The sequence below is a fragment of the Kurthia sp. ISK08 genome (genome assembly GCF_046159805.1).
Taxonomy (GTDB): domain Bacteria; phylum Bacillota; class Bacilli; order Bacillales_A; family Planococcaceae; genus Kurthia; species Kurthia gibsonii.
Window position 1 is genome coordinate 296945 of record NZ_JBJXHL010000002.1, and the last position, 19016, is coordinate 315960.

At 36.0% G+C, this 19016-nt stretch carries 16 protein-coding genes and 1 pseudogene; 16 read left to right on the forward strand and 1 reads right to left on the reverse strand.

Annotated elements, in window-relative coordinates:
• Positions 1 to 24 precede the first annotated feature (24 nt).
• From ACKVQX_RS05030 to ACKVQX_RS05080, 11 genes and pseudogenes are all read left to right on the forward strand, one after another.
• Positions 25 to 1824 carry a hypothetical protein gene (locus tag ACKVQX_RS05030; RefSeq protein WP_068452394.1) on the forward strand — a complete coding sequence of 600 codons (1800 nt, stop codon included), beginning with the start codon at positions 25 to 27 and terminating at the stop codon, positions 1822 to 1824.
• A 184-nt stretch (positions 1825 to 2008) separates the two neighbouring features.
• Positions 2009 to 3952, forward strand: a complete 1944-nt coding sequence (gene nagE / locus ACKVQX_RS05035; protein ID WP_285215212.1) for an N-acetylglucosamine-specific PTS transporter subunit IIBC — start codon at positions 2009 to 2011, stop codon at positions 3950 to 3952.
• Positions 3953 to 4025: 73 nt separating this feature from the next.
• Positions 4026 to 5183, forward strand: coding sequence for an N-acetylglucosamine-6-phosphate deacetylase (nagA, locus tag ACKVQX_RS05040; protein WP_068452399.1), 1158 nt, complete (start codon positions 4026 to 4028; stop codon positions 5181 to 5183).
• 13 nt (positions 5184 to 5196) lie between these two features.
• The gene (locus ACKVQX_RS05045; protein ID WP_068452402.1) at positions 5197 to 5919 is read left to right on the forward strand and encodes a GntR family transcriptional regulator; all 723 of its coding nucleotides are present in this window, start codon (positions 5197 to 5199) and stop codon (positions 5917 to 5919) included.
• Positions 5920 to 5923: 4 nt separating this feature from the next.
• Positions 5924 to 6640, forward strand: coding sequence for a sugar isomerase domain-containing protein (locus tag ACKVQX_RS05050; protein ID WP_068452405.1), 717 nt, complete (start codon positions 5924 to 5926; stop codon positions 6638 to 6640).
• 19 nt (positions 6641 to 6659) lie between these two features.
• The gene (locus ACKVQX_RS05055; RefSeq protein WP_068452408.1) at positions 6660 to 6929 is read left to right on the forward strand and encodes an HPr family phosphocarrier protein; all 270 of its coding nucleotides are present in this window, start codon (positions 6660 to 6662) and stop codon (positions 6927 to 6929) included.
• Between the two features lies 1 nt (position 6930).
• Positions 6931 to 8640, forward strand: a complete 1710-nt coding sequence (gene ptsP, locus ACKVQX_RS05060; protein ID WP_409136068.1) for a phosphoenolpyruvate--protein phosphotransferase — start codon at positions 6931 to 6933, stop codon at positions 8638 to 8640.
• A 754-nt stretch (positions 8641 to 9394) separates the two neighbouring features.
• Positions 9395 to 9719: pseudogene (locus tag ACKVQX_RS05065) on the forward strand (PTS sugar transporter subunit IIB).
• Between the two features lie 268 nt (positions 9720 to 9987).
• Positions 9988 to 10437 carry a BadF/BadG/BcrA/BcrD ATPase family protein gene (locus ACKVQX_RS05070; RefSeq protein ID WP_409136069.1) on the forward strand — a complete coding sequence of 150 codons (450 nt, stop codon included), beginning with the start codon at positions 9988 to 9990 and terminating at the stop codon, positions 10435 to 10437.
• Between the two features lie 12 nt (positions 10438 to 10449).
• Positions 10450 to 11145 carry a glucosamine-6-phosphate deaminase gene (locus tag ACKVQX_RS05075; RefSeq protein WP_165442699.1) on the forward strand — a complete coding sequence of 232 codons (696 nt, stop codon included), beginning with the start codon at positions 10450 to 10452 and terminating at the stop codon, positions 11143 to 11145.
• Positions 11146 to 11278: 133 nt separating this feature from the next.
• A complete protein-coding gene (locus tag ACKVQX_RS05080) occupies positions 11279 to 12043 on the forward strand; it encodes a ThiF family adenylyltransferase (RefSeq protein WP_068452419.1) in 765 nt (254 codons plus the stop codon).
• A gap of 489 nt (positions 12044 to 12532) precedes the next feature.
• Here the strand turns inward: ACKVQX_RS05080 and ACKVQX_RS05085 are convergent, their stop codons facing one another.
• On the reverse strand, positions 12533 to 13423 hold the full coding sequence (locus ACKVQX_RS05085; RefSeq protein WP_342302639.1) for a MerR family transcriptional regulator: 891 nt from the start codon (positions 13421 to 13423) through the stop codon (positions 12533 to 12535).
• 206 nt (positions 13424 to 13629) lie between these two features.
• Between ACKVQX_RS05085 and ACKVQX_RS05090 the strand changes: the two genes are divergently transcribed.
• The 5 genes from ACKVQX_RS05090 to ACKVQX_RS05110 are packed head-to-tail and all read left to right on the forward strand — an operon-like array spanning position 13630 to position 18972.
• Entirely contained in the window at positions 13630 to 15180 is a 1551-nt protein-coding gene (locus ACKVQX_RS05090; protein WP_087680317.1) for an NAD(P)/FAD-dependent oxidoreductase, read from the forward strand.
• Positions 15167 to 15898, forward strand: coding sequence for a carotenoid biosynthesis protein (locus ACKVQX_RS05095; RefSeq protein WP_336663495.1), 732 nt, complete (start codon positions 15167 to 15169; stop codon positions 15896 to 15898). The genes ACKVQX_RS05090 and ACKVQX_RS05095 overlap by 14 nt, the downstream gene beginning before the upstream one ends.
• On the forward strand, positions 15879 to 16487 hold the full coding sequence (locus ACKVQX_RS05100; protein ID WP_285215206.1) for a 1-acyl-sn-glycerol-3-phosphate acyltransferase: 609 nt from the start codon (positions 15879 to 15881) through the stop codon (positions 16485 to 16487). Before ACKVQX_RS05095 ends, ACKVQX_RS05100 begins: the two co-directional genes overlap by 20 nt.
• On the forward strand, positions 16481 to 17566 hold the full coding sequence (locus ACKVQX_RS05105; RefSeq protein WP_121178062.1) for a glycosyltransferase family 2 protein: 1086 nt from the start codon (positions 16481 to 16483) through the stop codon (positions 17564 to 17566). The genes ACKVQX_RS05100 and ACKVQX_RS05105 overlap by 7 nt, the downstream gene beginning before the upstream one ends.
• Complete coding sequence (locus ACKVQX_RS05110; protein WP_409136070.1) at positions 17563 to 18972, forward strand: phytoene desaturase family protein; 1410 nt, start codon at positions 17563 to 17565, stop codon at positions 18970 to 18972. The genes ACKVQX_RS05105 and ACKVQX_RS05110 overlap by 4 nt, the downstream gene beginning before the upstream one ends.
• Positions 18973 to 19016: the final 44 nt, after the last annotated feature.

A 19016-nucleotide genomic window follows, 5' to 3' on the forward strand; every position in this document is an offset into this window, starting at 1 on the left:
AATAAATGGGAGGATGTGACTTACGTGGCATACGAAGAACTACTATGTCCTTGTCAGAGTGGCAAGAAAGCGAGTATGTGTTGTTTCGTTAAAAAAAATAATACACTTGAAAAACATTGGACAGCGATTAAAGGCCGAGTTGTTCAAACTTTTCTATCTGAACATCCAACTGCAGAAGAACTGATTGCGCTTCAACAGTGGGTTGGTATAGAGCGTCTTCAATGTTTTAAAGAGCAAATTGATTCTGCCACACTCCAACATTTATTGACGGATCTCTATTTCTTTACTGAGAATCGTTTGGAGTGGGGGTATCATCTAATCGAGCAGATGAAAGCGATTGTCCAACCAAAAACACATCTCATTTTATCTAGTTGGCAAACACCTTATTATTTTGTTGGTCGAATGAAGTTTTTCTATGAAGACTATGTGATTGCTGAACATATTTGGACAGGTGAATGTATTTATTTAGCCGATGTTGATTTGGAAGATCAAGTAGAAGGTAATTTGATTTTAGGACATGTCGTACCAGGTGTAAATGAGCGTTTTTATGGACTACTAAGTAGTGCTATTATTTTAGAAGCTTCTCAAGAGATTTTGTTAGATAGTTGGTTCCATCGCTTCGAACAATCGAAGCATGAAGAATTAGAAGCTTTTTTTAAAGAAAGTTTATTGGATTGTCTATTAGACTTGATTACAGAAAACCCAGTATTACAACCAGATGAAAAAGGAATGAATGTTGAAGTACTTCAGCTTATTGTTAATTTAGACATGTTATTTCTTGATTTAGATGTAAAGAGTGATCGTTTGACATGTCTATTTTTCAACTATCTCATGGAAGAACAGCGTATTGAGCATGTGCGAAAAAAACAGGCATTAATTGCAGCAGTTCTTGATTTTGGTATGCGCTACGACTTTGTTCCACGTGTCATCACACAAAAAAGACTTGGTACGATTTTTGATGTATCACCAAGTACAATTGCACGTTATAGTAAGAAAATTTCGATGTATTTTGAACAAGATTTTGATGTTTTTATGTTTGATAAAATTCGACAAGCTATTTATTTTGTTGGTACAGACGCAACAATGGATGAATTCAAACAATGGCAAATGCATAAACATTTAGAAAAAATGATTTTTACAAATGATTTAGATGAAAAACGTATGGAAAAAAAGCTTGAACATATTCCATATAAACCAATTAAAAAACATGAAAAAGCACAAAAGTATGCATACGAAGCTTTTTTAGAAGATGGCGAACGTAAGAGATATGAACTAGCACGTTTAGCATTAAACTATGACCCGAATAATCATGATGCCCAAATTATTTTATCGGAATATGAAACAGCTGATGAACGTTTAGCTATTTTACAAGACTATCCAATTACAATGTTGAATCGCAATCGGATTTATTTACTCAAAACTACATTATTATATCAACAAGGACGTTTTGAGGAAGCGTTAGCCATTTTGTCAGACATTCCATTCAATGAGTTAAGGCAGCATACAATACTATATTATTTCTATGCGTGCTTACACTTTTTAATTGATCAACCAAAAATTTTAGAAGATTTATTACAAACAGCCATTGAAGACACGGCTTTGTTTAGATGGTTAACATGGGTTTTCATGTTGGCATACCAACTGGATGAAGAAGAGTATGCGATGCAAGCAATTCAAGCAAATCCATTCGTTCAGAAGTATATTGAAATGCAGATGGAACCCTACTCCTTCCCAACGCATCAATTTTGTGCAAAAGGTGATCCGAATGAAGCGAAGATGATTCACTTCGTTATTCACCCGCTTTTACAAAAAATTCAAAAATAATTTTAACTATACAGGTTATCGAAAAAAGCTATTTTAGCAACGATAATCTGTTTTTTTGTTTCATACCAATTATAAAGGGAAAAGAACAATTATATAAAGGGGTTTTCAAGTCTGTGAAAACGCTTTATAATTGGTATAGACAACTATACCAATAAGAAAATTTTAACAAAGGAGTGGGATAAACATGTTGGCTTTTTTACAAAAAATTGGTAAGTCTTTAATGTTTCCAATTGCGACATTACCAGCTGCTGCAATACTAGTACGATTCGGCTCGGATGATATGTTAGGGCATATCGACATTGCATGGATTCAATACGTAGCTGCTATTATGGTAGCTGCAGGTAATGCAATTCTAGGCAATCTACCCATTATTTTTGCTGTTGGTATTGCGATGGGATTAGCTGTTGACGGTGCAGGTGCTGCGGCTTTAGCCGGTTTGATTGCACAGCTAGTACTTGTAGCTGTTTTAGGGTCCGTTAATGACAAACTAGATATGGGAGTGTTCGGTGGTGTAATTTCAGGGGTGACAGCAGGTCTACTTTATAATAAATTCCGTAATATTCAATTCCCTGAATGGCTCTCCTTCTTCGGTGGTCGACGGTTTGTTCCCATCATTACATCGATTGTCATGGCAATTTTAGGGGCAATTTTAGGTGTGTTATGGGGCTACCCTCAAGCACTACTGGATAGTGTAGCGAATTGGATGATAGGTGCAGGGCCTCTTGGTGCAGGGATTTATGGTTTTTTAAATCGATTATTAATACCAACAGGCTTACATCATGTTATTAATACAGTCGTATGGTTTGATTTTGGAACATTTACGACAACAGCAGGAAATATTGTAAAAGGTGATATTCCACGTTTCTTAGCAGCGGATCCAACAGCAGGACATTTCCAAGCTGGTTTCTTCCCGATTATGATGTTTGGTTTACCAGCTGCATGTTTAGCGATGTTCTTAGCAGCAGAAAAGAAAAGACGTCCGCTTGTAGCAGGTATGTTCTTATCGATTGGTATTACAGCATTCTTAACAGGTGTAACAGAACCAATTGAATTCTCATTCATGTTCTTATCACCAATCTTATATGGAATTCATGCCGTATTAACAGGTATTTCACTTGCTGTTGCTTACATTGTAGGCTTCCGTGATGGTTTTGGTTTCTCCGCTAGCTTTATTGATTATCTTTTAAATTATAGGTTAGCTGAAAATCCATTATTACTGATACCTCTTGGTTTAGTCTTCGGTGCACTTTACTTTGTTATTTTCTACTTCTTAATTCGCAAACTGGATTTAAAAACACCAGGACGTGAAGATGAGGAAGAAGAAGCAGATATGGTAGGTATGTCTGGAGATGAAGTATTAGAAGCCAAAGCGTATCATACTATCGAAGGATTAGGTGGCGTAGATAATATTCAACAAGTTGATTATTGTACAACGCGTCTTCGTATGACATTAAAAGATTCAGAAAAAGTAGATGAAAAAGAATTAAAAAAATATGGCGCACGTGGTGTTATGAAAATTAGTAAAACCAATGTACAAGTGATTATTGGAACATCTGTTGAGTTCCTAGCAGAAGCAATTAAAAATCGAATAAAAGCTGGGAATCCACCATTAAAAGATGAATCTATTGAAATTACAGCATTAAAAGAAGATGCACCAACAGAGAATGAAGCGTTCATTCCAGGAGATTTTGAAATGCCGATTACAGGTAAACTTTTACCACTTGCAGACATTCCAGATCAAGCATTTGCGTCTGGAGCAATGGGACCTGGATTTGGTATTGATATTCAAGACGGTGTTATTCAATCACCGGTTGACGGTAAAGTCGTGATGGTATTCCCAACAAAACATGCGATTGGTATTCAAGCAGATAATGGGATGGAAATTCTCATTCATGTTGGTTTAGACACTGTAAAATTAAATGGTGAAGGATTCGAAATATTTGTAGAAGCTAATCAATTTATTCAACGAGGCGACAAATTAATGAATGTGGATATTGAAGCGATTCGCTCACAAGTTCCATCGCTCGTAACGCCAGTTGTCTTCACAAATTCACAAGGAAAAGAAGTTACGCTGAAAAAATCAGGATATCAAGAAGCAGGTACAGCAAGTATTATTGATGTAAAATAATTAATCACTACAATGCGGGAGAAACTTCTCCTGCATTGTCCTTTACTTAAATAGAAAGGATGATAAAGCACATATGTCTACAGTCAAAATAAAAAACGTGCATATTGTCAATGCCGATCAGTCATTTGAAAATCAAGATGTAGTGATTCAAGAGGGAAAAATTATAGCTATTGGTTCATCTCTAACGCAACAAACAACTGAAGAAATAGATGGAGAAAATCAGTATCTATTTCCAGGGTTCATCGATTTACACATCCATGGGTCTGCCGGTGTAGATACAATGGATGCTACCGAAGATGCTTTGCATACGATGGCAAAATCACTCGTCAAAGAAGGGGTTACAAGTTTTTTAGCCACAACAATGACACAAAAAATAGAAGCCATTGAATCAGCACTACAAACTATTGCACATTTTGAAAATACAGAAGATGAAGCAGAAGTTTTAGGTGTCCATGTAGAAGGGCCATTTATATCCATTCATCGTGTAGGTGCACAACCAGAAGAATATATTATTCCACCATCTATTGAACTCTTTAGAAAATGGCAGCAACTAAGTGGAAATAAAATAAAGGAAATTACGGTAGCACCAGAGGTAGAAAATGGTTTTGAATTTGTGAAGGCGGTCTCAAAAGAAGGAGTCATTGTATCGATTGGTCACTCTGATGCAACGTACGATGAGGTGGAACAAGCAGTAAATTATGGTGCGACACAAGGAACACATCTCTATAATCAGATGCGACCATTCCATCACCGAGAACCTGGTGTGGTGGGAGCAAGTTTATTACTGGATGCGATTAAAGTCGAGTTAATTGTCGATTTTATTCATAGTCACGAACAAGCAGTTAAATTAGCATATCGTATGAAAGGTGCATCTGGCATTATTTTAATTACAGATGCAATGCGTGCAAAGGGTGTCCCTTATGGTGACTATGATTTGGGTGGTCAAACAGTACATGTAACAGAAACAGGAGCACACCTTTCAAATGGTGCTTTAGCAGGCAGTGTGCTCACAATGGATGCAGCTCTTAGACATATGAAACAATTAACAAACTGTACAATGGAAGAACTTGTAGCTATGTCATCAGCAAATGCAGCGCAACAGTTGAACGAATTAAATAAAGGGAAAATCTGTGTTGGTGCAGATGCAGATTTTGTCTTATTAGACCAGGATTTGATTGTACAAAAGACTATTAAAAAAGGTAAAGTTGTCTTTGAAGCGCACAAAATGTAAAGGATGATGTATTTTGGTAAACAAAAGTTCACATATTCCAATCTATGTCCAAATTGAAGAAGAACTAAAAAGACGTATCGATTCGGGTGAATATGTAGTGGGAGAGCCAATTCCTTCAGAAAGAGAATTATCTGTGATTTTTGGAGTAAGTCGTATGACAGTGCGCCAAGCAATCACAAATCTTGTATTAAATGGCTTATTGTATCGTGAAAAAGGGAGAGGTACTTTTGTATCAAAACCTAAATTAGAACAGCCATTGAACGGTTTGACGAGTTTCACAGAAGATATGCGTGCGAGAGGTTTAGTGCCAAGTAATAAATTAATTAAGTTTGAAAAACAACAACCACCATTTGATATAGCACGAGATTTACTATTAGAAGAAGGCGAAGAAGTATATTTCATCGTGCGAATTCGTAATGCAGATGAGCAACCGATGGCAATCGAACGTACGTATATTCCAGTTAGAGCTTTACCTAATTTAACAGAAGAATCATTTAATGGTTCGCTCTATCGTTTGGTAGAAGACACATATGGTTTGAAAATTGGGAACGCGATTCAGCAGATGGAAGCTTCTATTGTAGCAAAAGAGGATAGTAAGTATCTTCAAATTGATCCATCTGCAGTTGTACTAATGATTAAGCGTATTAGTTACTTAACAGATGGAAGACCATTTGAATTGGTACGTTCTTCTTATCGAGCAGATCGTTATAAATTTATTAGTGAAATTCAGAGGTGAAAGAATGAGCATCTATTTGCAAAAAGTGGCGAATCTTCTTCAAGTACTAGAAGAACAAGAGCAACAAGCAATCGAACAAGCTGCAAATATAATTTATCAGTCTATTGAACAAGGGGGCATTTTGCAATTGTTTGGTTGTGGTCATTCGCAATTAATTGCTCAAGAGGCTTATTACCGAGCAGGTGGTTTAGTACCAGCTAAAGCTGTATGCATCGAACCACTCATGTTGCATAAAGGTGCAGAAATATCTTCAGAAAATGAAAAGGACCTTTCGCACATCGAAGAATATTGGTCGCATTTTGAATTTCAATCTCATGATGTACTTATTGTTATTTCAACAAGTGGAAAAAATGCTGTACCGATTGAGATAGCTTTACGAGCAAAAGAAAAGGGTATACCTGTGATAACACTGCAATCATTAGCATATTGTGAACAATCTTCTAAACATCCAACAAAAAAAAGATTAGAAACCTATGCAGATGTGGTATTAAATACACATGTACCACTTGGTGATGGTATTATGGAGCAAAACGGTTTGCGTTATGGTCCAGTATCAACTCTTGCAGGCGTTACATTATTAAATGAAGTCATTGTGCGCGTTGTGCAATTATTTCACGATGACAAAAAAACGTTTCCTATTTTTGTGAGTAATAACGTTGAACAAGAAGGAAATACAAATGCATTTTATATGAAGCAATATGAACACCGTATTAACTTTTAATTAAATGGAGGTTTTTAGAATGGAAAAACAATATAAAATTACAAGCTCAGAAGGCTTACATGCACGTCCATGTACACTATTAGTATCAGCGGTAACACCGTTCTCATCGGATGTTCAATTAACATATGATGGTCGTTCAGTAAATTTAAAATCAATTATGGGTGTTATGGCATTAGGAATTCCAGCAGATGGAATTATTACAATTTCAGCAAATGGTAGTGATGAAGAGGCAGCGGTAGAAAAAGCAGGTGCAGTAATTCTAGAAGAAGGTATTGGAGTAGAGGTATAGTATGTTGGAGATTAAAGGAATTGGCGTTTCAAATGGTATTGCCGTTGCTAAAGCCTACCGCCTTGTAGAACCAAACTTAACCTTTAATAAGTACGAAATAAAAGATTTTTCAGAGGAAAAAGCACGATTACAGCGCGCAATCGATCTTGCAAAAATCGAGTTAGAGTTGATTCGGAATCACGCTATTGAAAAGTTTGGAAAAGAAAATGCTGAAATTTTCTCTGCACATCTACTTGTTTTACAAGATCCAGAAATGCGTATGACAATAGAAAGTAAAATTGATAAAGGTGTAAATGCTGAAGCTGCACTAGATGAAGTGGCTTCCACATTTATAGCTACTTTTGAATCAATGGATAATGAATATATGAAAGAGCGTGCTGCCGACATTCGTGATGTCTCGCAACGTATTCTCGCTAAGCTACTTGAAGTTGATTTACCAGATTTAACCACTATTGCAGAGGACGTCATTATTATTGCAGATGATTTAACACCATCTATGACAGCACAATTGAACAAACAATTTGTACAAGGTTTTATAACAGATATCGGTGGACGTACATCGCACTCCGCTATTTTAGCACGTACGCTTGAAATACCTGCGATTGTTGGTACAAAAATCGCGACCACATCTGTTGAACATAATGAAATGGTTGTATTAGATGGTTCAACAGGTATTGCAATCTTCAACCCGACGCAAAAAGTTGTAAACGAATATGAGCAAAAGAAAGAAGCCTTTGAAGCAGAACAAGCGGCGCTTCGTGCTTATATTGACCAACCAAGTGTAGATCGAGATGGTCATCACGTCGAAATTGCAGGGAATATAGGTAGACCAGATGATGCGGAGGTTGTGAGAGCAAATGGTGGGGATGGTGTAGGTCTATTTAGAACCGAATTCCTATACATGGACCGTAATGATTTTCCGTCCGAGGAAGAGCAGTATATAGCATATAAAACAGTTCTTGAGAAAATGGAAGGGCGTAAGACAGTAGTTCGTACACTTGATATAGGTGGGGATAAAGAACTGAGTTATTTAACGCTTCCAGAGGAAATGAACCCCTTCTTAGGATATCGTGCAATTCGTCTATGCTTAGAAGAGCGCTCATTATTCCGTGTGCAATTACGTGCATTATTACGCGCAAGTATTCATGGGGATTTAAAGATTATGTTCCCAATGATTGCGACACTCGATGAATTCCGTACAGCTAAAAACTTTTTAATGGAAGTAAAAGCTGAATTAATTGAGGAAGGGTTCGAAGTATCAGATGATATTGAAGTGGGTATGATGGTAGAAATTCCATCTGCAGCAGTTATTGCTGATTTATTCGCAAAAGAAGCAGACTTTTTATCGATTGGGACGAACGATTTAATTCAATATACATTAGCTGCTGATCGTATGAACGAAAAAGTATCTTATTTATATCAACCTTACCATCCAGCAATCTTGCGTTTAGTTAAAAATGTAATAGATGCTGCACATGCAAATGGTAAATGGGTTGGCATGTGTGGTGAAATGGCAGGAGACGAGATTGCCATCCCAATCTTGCTTGGTTTTGGTTTAGATGAATTCTCGATGAGTGCTTCATCTATCTTACATGCACGTGCTCAAATTTCGAAGTTATCAAAAGCTGAAATGAAAAAACACATTGATCATATTTTAACGTTAACGACATCAGCTGACATCGAAAATTATGTAATTGAAAATCTATTATAAATTAAATAAAAGCTATCTTGAAAATAGGGTAATTGTATCGCTATTTTCGGATGGCTTTTTTTAAAACATCGAGGGGGTTTTTATAGAAATTTACACTTTACAGTCCATGATTACTATTCAGTAGAAGAAGCAATTTAGCGTTATGTTTTTTCGCATGCCTCTAGTATTGATAAAGTAAGAGGTGTTATATCAATAGAACAGAAATTTATGTTGTCATTTACTAAACCACAAATTAAACAACAACGAAAACGAGAAACGATGCTCCGTATTGTAGATGTATATGCTTTTTTTACATAACTGACATTACCAAAAAAATATTTCTTTTTATATACAAGTTCTGGGTACATTTGCACTTTGGAATGAAGGTGTTTTTCCTATCCATAAAGGATCTGTTGAGAAATAATAATAAAACCTACTACACGCTTATGGACGATTTCAATCCAACATTTGGCTTCTTTAGTTGCTGGTTATGACCCAATTGAACAACTTCTTTATCGCCAATGTGTACAAGTAGATGGTGAGATTATTTCAGAAATAAATCAACTCTTTCCGAAAAGTAATTGTCTTTTCAATGAGTATTTTAAATAAGGAGAAAATTGGACTATACCACTTAAATTCAAAGCTTTGATAGTATTATTTTATCTAAATGTACCAATGCAATTAATAGTTAAAATGTGAAAAAAGTTGTGGTATATATCAATAAATGCTATGTTCAAATCAAGAAAACGTTTACATTTCAAAGGGGAGTTGCACAGTGAAAACGATTATGTTGGTATGCGTAGCAGGGATGAGTACAAATTTACTCGTAACGAAATGTAAAAAGTAGCACAGAGACAAAATATGGAGGCAGATATTTTTGCCATTGCAGAAAATGAAGTAAAAAAACAATGGACAACAAATCAATTGATGTCCTGTTACTTGGACCACAAGTCCGTTACTTAAAATCATCTTTCGATAAAAAGTTAGCAGGTACAGGTATTCCGCTAGATGTTATTAGCATGTCCGACTACGGTATGATGAACGGTGAAAATGTATTAAATCAAGCACTTCATCTAATGAAGAAACTTTGTGAAAATTAAATCGTCACATGTTAGAGTTGACAGTTAAATTTCCACTTTTTACAAGAGCGAAATCCTGTTGTTTTTCATTTAGTTAAAAGTTATTTTGCTAGGCATGTTGGAGTAATGGAAATGGGATTAGAAAAAAGTGTCTATTCTATTTTCAAAAGGTTTTATGGTGATGAAGTTTCGATTATAATAGAGAGTGACGCGTGTATCGCTTTATATGCAGATACACTTCGAAAACTAGGCATTGTACATATTGCAAGAACGAGGACCTGAAACGATATTGACAACAAAAGTTTTAAAGCATTGTGGTGTTGAAAATGTGCCCGAATTAGTCCATTGTGTTTATTCACAAGAGCATCCACGCACATATATTGCTTCTTTAAGTCGATATGTGGAAGAATCTGCACTTCAAAAAGATCCAATAGCTAGAGAAATTATTGAGACATCTTGTGCTCAATTTATTGAGGCAATCGAAGCGTGTCGAAAACAAACAGAATGGCAAAAAGGAATGTTTATTCCCGTTGTACTAATGGGTGGCGTTTTTACAAATTTTGAATTATATGAGGAGTTATTGTCAATTATTATTGCGAAAAAACAATTACCCTATGTTTTTATTGCACCAAAAGTCTCGCCCGTTGGAGGTGCGGTTATTGGCGCTTTGCAAAGAATTGAACGTACACTTGCTTATACATTTCTGAAACAGTTTTCGCAAGAGTTAAAAACACATTAAAAGGAGTAAACTATGTCAATCAAATTAGAAGTAATTTCGAATTTAGATGAATTATACACAAGAGGTATGGAGCTTTTTAAAGAAGCAAAAGAAAATGGCGCAAAAACATTTGGTTTGGCAACTGGAGGAACGATGATTCCTTTATATGAGAAAATTTGTGCGAGTGATTTAGATTTTTCTACATGTGAAAGCTTTAATTTAGATGAGTATGTAGGATTACCTGCGACACATACAGAGAGTTATGTATCTTTTATGAAAAAGCATTTATTTAATCAAAAGCCATTTGCAAAATCGACGTTACCGAATGGTGAAGCTAAAGATGCAAAAGCAGAAGCGGCAGCGTATGAACAAAAATTGCAAGCAACAACACTTGATTTTCAACTATTGGGAATCGGAGTAAATGGGCATATTGGTTTTAATGAACCAGGGACGCCATTCGATGCGCCTACACATGTTGTAACATTGACAGAGTCGACACGTGAAGCGAATGCACGTTTTTTCCATTCGATTAATGAAGTACCAACAGAAGCGATTACGATGGGGATTTCATCTATTCTTCGTGCGAAACAAATTGTACTGATTGCAGTAGGTGAAAAAAAACGTGCTGCACTTGAAGCATTAATTCATGGTGAAAAAACAATCGATGTTCCAGTTACAGCATTACAAGATCATGCAAATGTGATTGTCTTAACTGATTTAACGATTTAAAAAGAATCCAAACAATTCGTTATGCGTTCGAGTTGTTTGGATTTTTACTTGCAATTACGTGCGTTACATTGTATATTTTTTTCAGAGTAATTAAGTAGGAATACTTACAAAAAACATATCGGAGTGGGTTATTTTGTTACATCAATTTTCTCGTAATGAGTTAGCAGTGGGTACAGAAGGTATTGAGTTATTAAAAAATAAGACAGTCGCTATTCTAGGTGTAGGTGGAGTAGGTTCATTCGCAGCAGAAGCCATCGCACGTTCTGGAATTGGTCGTATTATTTTAGTAGATAAAGATGATGTGGATATTACAAATATTAACCGTCAGTTAGTCGCATATATGTCAACAATCGGACGCTCAAAATCAGCAGTCATGAAAGAACGTATCGCAGATATCAACCCAGATTGTGAAGTACATGATTTACACATGTTTTATACAGAAGAAACATATGAAGAATTTTTCAGCTACAAGCCAGATTATGTTATTGATGCATCAGATACAGTAATATATAAAATTCATATTATGAAAGAGTGCTTAAAGCGTGATATTCCAATTATCTCAAGTATGGGTGCTGCGAATAAGATGGATCCAACGCGATTCCAAATTGCAGATATATCTAAAACACATACAGATCCACTTGCAAAAGTCATTCGTACAAAACTTCGTAAAGAGGGGATTAAAAAGGGCGTGCCTGTTATTTTCTCAGATGAAAGCCCGATTGTGATTCGTCCAGATGTTGTAGGAGAAGTTGGGAATCCAGATGCAGCTATTCGTAAAGCGAAAATGCCACCATCATCTAATGCATTCGTTCCATCATCTGTAGGTTTGATTGCAGCGAGTTGGGTAGTACGTGATATTTTATCACCGATTCATATTGCAACAGTAAAAAATCAATAAATTATAAAAAGTTTTCGACGAATAATTCAAATCGTCGGAAGCTTTTTTTGATTTACTGTAAATAAGACGAAATAAATTCTTTTTAAGGAAATAAGTGGTACACTTGAACAGTATGAGTCTTTAATATTTGTAAAAAAATTTCATAATTAATTGAAAGAATTGTTTTTGGAAGTATGATTACATGAAAAAACAATCTTTTTTTGTATAATTAAGGGGTATATGTATAAATATGTACATATATTTTATGTCTTTTTCTTTATAACTGAATTAAGGACTAGAGGAATTTAAAAAGGGGTACGTTTTAAAGAGTAAGAAGAATGAGGTTGTGTGCGTGTGGAGCGAAAACTAGTCGAATAGATAATTGAATAATACGTTATTTTGTATTATACAACTTACTTGAGCAAAGGTTGGACAAAATAGTTTTATACCATTACATACGAAGCAGAGAAAATGTAAATAAAAATCGAACCCTCTAAGAAGATTCGATTTTTAAGAAGTAGTCTTTTTTAATGCATTCCAAATTGGTTCAAGCGTATGTGTAATCGTAATGGTTGTCAAAGGTTTTCTTTCAATCAGTTGATTAGCCCCTGTACCACCTAAGAAAAAAGTTATTTTTGGACGCTTTTTGGCGAACTCATCCAATTCATATAAATAGTTTGGATGATCCAACGGTATATGAGTTGTAGCTGATAATAGTACAACAGTTGGGTGTAATTTATCTACAAAGTCCTCGATTGTACCTGCTGCTGGTGAACGTCCAATTAAAAATACGCGATAACCTTTTAATAGAATTTGTAAGAGTAGAATGTGCAAAGGTAGTTCATGGTTTTCGTATGGTAAGCAAGCGCCAATCACCAGTGGTGCATTTTTAGAAACAGGGATTTGTTGTTTCACTTCAACAAGATGATTTTGAATAATTGTAGATACGAATTTTTCTTGATATTCGGACCATTGTTTTGTTGACCAACGTCTACCTACTTCTTGCAAGAACGGGCGAATAAGTTGTTGCAAGTAAACGGTCAAACCAAGTGTTTGATGAGCTTGATGTAATGTGATGGAAAAAGCTTCTTCGTCACATTCTTCTCCGTAGGCGAGTAATTGGTAAAGAAAAGGTTCGACAAGAGAAGGGGTAGATGGTCTTTTTTCAGTTTGCTCAGTTGCATACTGAATAGATTTTTTTAATGAAATGCCTTGTTGCAATTGACTTTGTAATAAACATAAAAACTCTACTTGTTGCTGTGAATACTGACGATAACCATTCTCTAGTCGTGTTGGATGTAAAAAGTCATAGCGTTGTTCCCACTTACGCAATGTTTCTTTTTTAATCCCAGTAATCGCTTCAACGCTAGATATAGAGTAATTTTGAGAAAAATCATCCATGGAATCAACTCCTCTCACAATGAAGTATGTACTAGTCATTATAGACGCTTTTATAACTTTGTCCAACCTTTTATTAAATAAGGTTTGACAAAAATGAATTAACGGTATAAATTTAATTATACTTACTGGTATATTTAATACAGTAGGAATGATATGTAAAAATGCTGCAATTATACTCAACTAATCCTTTACAGGGGGAAATATAAATGAAAAAAATTTATGTAGTCGGTGCAGGTCCAGGGGGCCTAACATCAGCCATGTTATTAGCGCATGCAGGATATGATGTAGAAGTATTTGAGAAAGAAAACTTTGTTGGTGGACGTACAAGTTCTATCCAATTAGGTGATTATACATTTGATCGCGGTCCAACGTTTTTAAATATGATGTACTTAGTACGTGAAATTTTTGAATTAACAGGTCGTACATTAGAAGATTATGTAGAGCCAGTCGCACTATCACCTCTTTATGAGTTGGTTTACGCGGACAAGCGTTTTACTGTAAGTTCAGATTACGATCAAATGATTGAAACAATCTCAAAAACCTTCCCAGGTAACGAAGAAGGTTATACACGCTATTTACAAGAAACACATAAAAAGCTAGAAGCACTTGCGCCACTTTTACAACGTAAGATGGACAGCGTGACGGATTTATTAGCTCCTGAAACATTAAAAGCGCTACCAGAGTTAGAATTTGGTAAATCTTTAATGGATAAATTAGGAAAGTATTTTGATGATGAACAATTACAGCTAGCATTTACATTTCAATCAAAATATTTAGGTATGTCACCGTGGAATTGCCCTGGTGCATTCTCGATTCTTTCGTATATCGAACAAGCTTACGGAATTTATCACTTAAAAGGTGGTTTAAATCAATTAACAAAAGCGATGGCGAAAGTATTGGAAGAACAAGGCGTAAAAATTCATTTAAATACACCAATTAAAGAAGTTGTACAGTATAAAAAGCGCATTGAAGGTATCCGTTTAGAGGATGGACAACTCCTTCATTGTGACGATGTAGTCATCAATGCTGACTTCGGTTATGCTTTAACAAAGCTATTAAATGTACCGAAAAAACGTCAGTGGTCACCACAAAAAATTGAGAAAAAACAATATTCTTGTTCAACATTCATGTTGTATCTAGGAATCGATACACAATATGATTTACAACATCATACAATCCTATTTGCTGAAGATTACCGCAAAAACATGGAAGAAATCTCGGGTACAAAAGTGATTTCAAAAGACATGTCAATTTACGTTCAAAATCCAGTTGTTACAGATGACACGCTAGCACCAGCCGGTAAATCAACGCTATATGTACTAGCACCTGTTCCAAATAACTTTAGTGAGATTGAATGGAATGAAGTAAAGCAACAATATCGTGATTTATTAATCGCGACACTTGAAGAGCGTTTAGGTCTAACAGATTTAGCTTCACATATCGAAGAAGAACTAATCTATTCACCAATTGATTGGGAAGAAAAAATGAATGTGTATAAAGGTGCAACATTTAACCTTGGACACCAACTAAACCAAATGATGACATTCCGACCTCACAATCACTTTGCGCCATACGAGAATTGCTGGTTAGTAGGTGGCGGAACGCACCCAGGTAGTGGTCTACCAATCATTATTGAATCTGCACGTATTACAGCGAACTTAATGTTAGAGCGAGATGGACAAAAGACATTCCCAATCAAGCCGCTACCACAAGAATTAGATTATCGTATTACGGAATTGAGTCATGCTGGTTTATAGGCTCTATCTAGTTTGGTTTACAATTGGCTGTATCCTCGTTGGATTCAGCCTCATTCCACCATGGTTGGAATGGGCAAATAGTGTATTCTTAATTCTTGCAGGATTAATTGCAGTTCGCTATGCAATGCATGCTTTCGGGAACGGAAAAGGTTTACTCATTTCCATCTTTATTTGGATTGTTACGTTTAGTGTAGAAGGATTAAGTGCCTATTTTAATATTTTCTTTGGGAATTATGATTACACAGATCGTTTTCCACCATTATTATTCGGTGTTCCAATCGGCATAGGGTTTGCGTGGATTGTCATGGTTATGGCAGGGCATGCTTTAACGATTCGTCTAAAACATCGTTTTTCTCGTGCTTTCTTTGCGGCACTCTATGTCGTTCTTTTAGACTTAATTCTTGATCCTGTTGCTTTCGTTGCAAAGCAGTATTGGATTTGGGAGGACAATAGTGCGTATTATGGAATACCAGCGAGTAACTTTATTGGCTGGTTCGTTGTTGCTTTTATTTTACAATTATTATTACCACGTACGCGTAAAAACGAGCCGAGCGTCAACATGATTAAACAAATGCGTATCGTCTTTTGGACCATCGTTATTTTATTCTTATGGATTGCTATTTTATCCAAACTATACTTAGCATTTTTCGTGGGAGTGATTGGTTTTTTACTACTCCAATTTATAAGGGGTGCTGCAAATGATTCGCAAAAAATCTAATTTATTATTCTTTCAAATTGGTCAGCGCTTCATGATGCGAAGAATGTTTCAAACGATGAAAGTCAATCTGACAACGATTCAAGAACCGTGTATGGTCGTTGTCAATCATAGTAGTTTTTATGATAGCCTCGTTCTTTTTGAATTATTCAAGCGAGGCTATTTGCCTTCAAACATTGTCGCAGGTATGAGTGCAGAGGGCTTGAAAAAGTTTCCTTTGTTTAAAGGAATCGGAACATTTCCTATCTCAAAGCCGATTAAAGTATCTGAAATCAAACAGATGTATGCACTAGCTAAAACGAATACGATTACACTTTTTCCGCAAGGTGTAGAAGAACATCAGGAAAAGCGGCCTTTGACGATTCAACCAGGTATGGACAAAATAATAAGTAAATTCCCTCAACATGGAATTTTATATATTTCAATTTACTATTCATATACAGACGGTTTAAAAGGTGAAGTAGCTTGTCGGATGGATTATCAACCGGCAAGTAAGCGAACATCGATTCAAGAAGGTATGACATATTATTTAGATTGTTTAAAAGCACAAGTAATTGCAAAAGAAGAAGAAGGGTTTGTACGCTTATGGTAATAACCATACCTTTTTTAATCGGACTTATTTGGCTGATTTTCAATATTCAATTTTTGAAGAAATTACGAGTAGCACAGCATAATGATTCAAAAATAAGTGTGTTAGTGCCACTACGAAATGAAGAAACACATGTACATGAATTAATGACGAGTTTGAAAAATGTAACGTATAAAAATGCAGAATTTATTCTATATGATGATGATTCAACAGATTGCACAGCGCAGTTAATCGAAGAGCGATTACATGAAGATACACGCTTTCGCATGATTCGAGGAAAAGCTTTACCAGAAGGATGGCGTGGTAAACCACATGCATGCCAAGTATTAGCAGATGAAGCAAGTGGTGATGTACTCCTTTGGATTGATGCAGATGTAACGCTTCAAAAGAAAACATTAGAAGCAGTGGCAACGATGTTTACACAACCGATTGATGCATTAACGGGTTTTCCTCGTTTTAAAGCGAGCAATGTGTTGGAATGTCTGTTAACGCCATTGCTTCATTTTTTTGTTTATTTCCATCTACCAATCGCACTTGCGAATCATCAACGTATGGTAGCGGCAACCGCTGCAAGTGGTGCATTTATTGCAATTCGAAAAGAAGTGTACGAAGAAATTGGAGGACATGCTTCTGTAAAAGATGCGGTAGTAGAGGATGTGGCATTATTTCGTATTTTAAAGCATCATGATAAAAAAGCCATGCTCTATAATATTACCGACTTCGTATCTTGCGCGATGTATGCGAATCGCCAAGAAACATGGCAAGGGTTTCAAAAAAACTGTTTTAGAGGAATTAATCATTCTTATCTAACAGGCATTTTTTTAGTCGTATTCTATTTTCTTTACTTTGTCAGTCCAGTAGGTTTGGCAATCTATGGGGTTTTTATAACAAAGTATGTATTATTAGTGCCGCTCGTTTGTATTACACTCATGCGTTTAATTAGTGATTTACTTGCGAAAAAGTTGAATATCTATACGCTACTTATGCCTGTTAGTGCCATCGTTTATTGTGTATTACTCATCACAACAATGATTCGAACAGTTAGACAAAAAAATACTTATTGGAAAGGACGTATATTATGAAGCCGACAGCGATTGTGGTGGGGGGTGGTTTAGGTGGTTTAGCGACTGCACTCACATTAAGTACGCATTACGATGTGAAAGTTTTCGAAAAAAATAGTTGGTTAGGCGGCAAGATGCAATCAATTCAACTCGGTGAGCATACATTTGATTTTGGTCCCAACACGCTTACAATGCCACGTTACTTTTGGGATGTACTAGCGCCTTTTGTACAGCCAAAAGAAGCCTTACCATTTCAGCGAGTGGAACAACCGACTGCACATCGCTTTAAAGATGCCACAATCACATTTACAACAGACGTAGCGGAGATGCAGCGTCAAATTGCGCTTATTGATCCAGTGAGTGCAGAAAATTATCCAGCTTTTATTTTAGAGATTACACGTCTATTTCATCTAAGTGAAAAAGCTTTTTTAAATAAAACATTCTTTAATGTAAAAGATTATACAAAGGCTTCATTAATGAAAAATTTAATGGCAGCACGTCCGTTTCAAACATTAGATGCATTTTTAGGTCACTATTTCCCTAATAAGAAAATTCGACAGTTATTCAATCGCTTTGCGACGTATATCGGTTCTTCTCCATATGAAACACCTGCGACATTTGCGATGATTGCCTATTTTGAGTTAGTTGAAGGAACTTATTTTTTAGAGGGTGGACCACCGAATATTGCGGCTACATTTGAACGTGTATTACGCGAACAAGGTGTTAAACTTCATCTAAATGAACCAGTTTTGAAATTCGCGATGGACGGCGATACAATTCGCTTTTGCGAAACAGAAAAAGGGCGTTATGAAGCGGATATTTTTGTGAGTGATATGGATTATGATGTCATGCAATCTTTACTAGGTCGAAAAATACCGAAGCGAGAACTTTCAACTTCTGCTTACGTAGAACTCATCGCGTTAAAAGAGCCGGTTGATTTACATCATCATAATTTATTATTTAGTAATGATTATGTAGCCGAATTTAAAACATTACGTGAAGGAAATTATGCGCGTAAGCCGAGTGTCTATGGTTGTTATCCATATGCGTCCGATCCAAGTCGATTACCAACACTTTTTGTTTTGATTAACGCACCCGCAAATCTCTATGCTTCACAAGATGGCTTAGTAGAGCAAGTGGATGATGCCCTTCGAAAATGGGGGATTAAAGAGGAACAAATTGCTGAAAGAAAAGCTTTGCCACCTCATTATATTGCGGATACATTTGCTGTTAGACAAGGGGCCATCTATGGTCAAGCTTCGAACACGTGGAAGGGGAGTTTCTTTAGACCATCGAACCATGATTTAAAATTAGATAACCTTTACTATGTAGGTGGAACAGTACACCCAGGTGGTGGTTCACCGATTGTTGTAAAAGGTGGCTATGAAGTAGCGAAACGTATTATACAGGAGCGACAAGAAGTATGATGTATAAAGTGGGATATCGTAGTAAACGGTGTCCTACTTTTTAT

What these genes read in the sequence shown, in the direction of transcription:
- nagE (WP_285215212.1), top strand. Translation starts at nt 2,009, where the DNA reads ATGTTGGCTTTTTTACAAAAAATTGGTAAGTCTTTAATGTTTCCAATT.
- nagA (WP_068452399.1), top strand. Translation starts at nt 4,026, where the DNA reads ATGTCTACAGTCAAAATAAAAAACGTGCATATTGTCAATGCCGATCAG.
- ACKVQX_RS05050 (WP_068452405.1), top strand. Translation starts at nt 5,924, where the DNA reads ATGAGCATCTATTTGCAAAAAGTGGCGAATCTTCTTCAAGTACTAGAA.
- ACKVQX_RS05055 (WP_068452408.1), top strand. Translation starts at nt 6,660, where the DNA reads ATGGAAAAACAATATAAAATTACAAGCTCAGAAGGCTTACATGCACGT.
- ptsP (WP_409136068.1), top strand. Translation starts at nt 6,931, where the DNA reads ATGTTGGAGATTAAAGGAATTGGCGTTTCAAATGGTATTGCCGTTGCT.
- ACKVQX_RS05075 (WP_165442699.1), top strand. Translation starts at nt 10,450, where the DNA reads ATGTCAATCAAATTAGAAGTAATTTCGAATTTAGATGAATTATACACA.
- ACKVQX_RS05085 (WP_342302639.1), bottom strand. Translation starts at nt 13,423, where the DNA reads ATGGATGATTTTTCTCAAAATTACTCTATATCTAGCGTTGAAGCGATT.
- ACKVQX_RS05090 (WP_087680317.1), top strand. Translation starts at nt 13,630, where the DNA reads ATGAAAAAAATTTATGTAGTCGGTGCAGGTCCAGGGGGCCTAACATCA.
- ACKVQX_RS05095 (WP_336663495.1), top strand. Translation starts at nt 15,167, where the DNA reads ATGCTGGTTTATAGGCTCTATCTAGTTTGGTTTACAATTGGCTGTATC.
- ACKVQX_RS05100 (WP_285215206.1), top strand. Translation starts at nt 15,879, where the DNA reads ATGATTCGCAAAAAATCTAATTTATTATTCTTTCAAATTGGTCAGCGC.
- ACKVQX_RS05105 (WP_121178062.1), top strand. Translation starts at nt 16,481, where the DNA reads ATGGTAATAACCATACCTTTTTTAATCGGACTTATTTGGCTGATTTTC.
- ACKVQX_RS05110 (WP_409136070.1), top strand. Translation starts at nt 17,563, where the DNA reads ATGAAGCCGACAGCGATTGTGGTGGGGGGTGGTTTAGGTGGTTTAGCG.